Origin of the sequence: Pseudomonas sp. K5002 (assembly GCF_013386655.1) — a bacterium.
Classification (GTDB): Bacteria; Pseudomonadota; Gammaproteobacteria; order Pseudomonadales; family Pseudomonadaceae; genus Aquipseudomonas.
Map to the genome: position 1 here is coordinate 1 of NZ_JACARK010001123.1, position 921 is coordinate 921.

Consider the following 921-nt stretch of genomic DNA (forward strand, 5'->3'; position numbering starts at 1 on the left):
GCCCCGGCGATCCGGAACTGATTACCCTCAAAGCCCTGCGCCTGCTGCGCGAATCGCCGGTGGTGGCGTACTTCGTGGCCAAGGGCAAGAAGGGCAACGCCTTCGGCATCATCGAAGACCATTTGGTGCCCCAGCAAACCCTGATGCCGCTGGTGTACCCGGTGACCACTGAAGTGTTGCCGGCGCCGCTGTCCTACGAGCAAGTGATCAGCGATTTCTACGACACCGCCAGTGTCGACGTTGCGGCACATCTGGACGCGGGGCGCGATGTGGCGGTGATCTGTGAAGGCGACCCGTTCTTCTACGGCTCCTACATGTATTTGCACGACCGCCTGGCCGAGCGCTACGAAGCCCAGGTGATCCCGGGTGTGTGCTCGATGCTCGGTGGCGCCTCTGTACTGGGCGCACCGTTGGTGTACCGCAACCAGAGCCTGTCGGTGCTTTCCGGCGTGCTGCCCCATGACGAACTCAAGCGTCGCCTGGCGGATGCCGACGCGGCGGTGATCATGAAGCTGGGGCGCAACTTCACCAAGGTGCGTCAGGTACTGGAAGAATTGGGATTGGCGAGCCGGGCGTTGTACGTCGAGCGCGCGACCATGGCCAATCAGAAAATCGTCGCCCTGGATCAGGTCGATCCGACGTCCTCGCCGTATTTCTCGTTGATCATCGTTCCCGGTGAAAGGTGGCAAGGCTGATGACGGCTCCCGCGATTGTCATCCTGGGGCAGGGCAGCCTCGCCACGGCCCGCGCTATCCAGCAGGTGTATCCCGACTCACTGATCCACGGCCTGGCCGGGCGGGTCGAGGGCGCCGATCAGGCCTATAACGAATTCGGCGCCACAGTGCGCCAGTTGTATCAACAGGGCACGCCGATCATCGCGCTGTGTGCCGCCGGGATTGTGATCCGCACCCTGGCGCCGCT

General features: G+C 63.3%; 1 protein-coding gene and 1 pseudogene. Both read left to right on the forward strand.

Translation table 11 applies throughout. From position 1 onward, the window contains the following. Positions 1-695: precorrin-2 C(20)-methyltransferase (locus tag HX846_RS33940; RefSeq protein WP_178967123.1), on the forward strand; the 695-nt coding region annotated here is incomplete at its 5' end. Next, positions 695-921, forward strand: a pseudogene (locus HX846_RS33945) (precorrin-3B C(17)-methyltransferase); the annotation flags it as partial. The gene HX846_RS33940 and the pseudogene HX846_RS33945, both read left to right, overlap by 1 nt.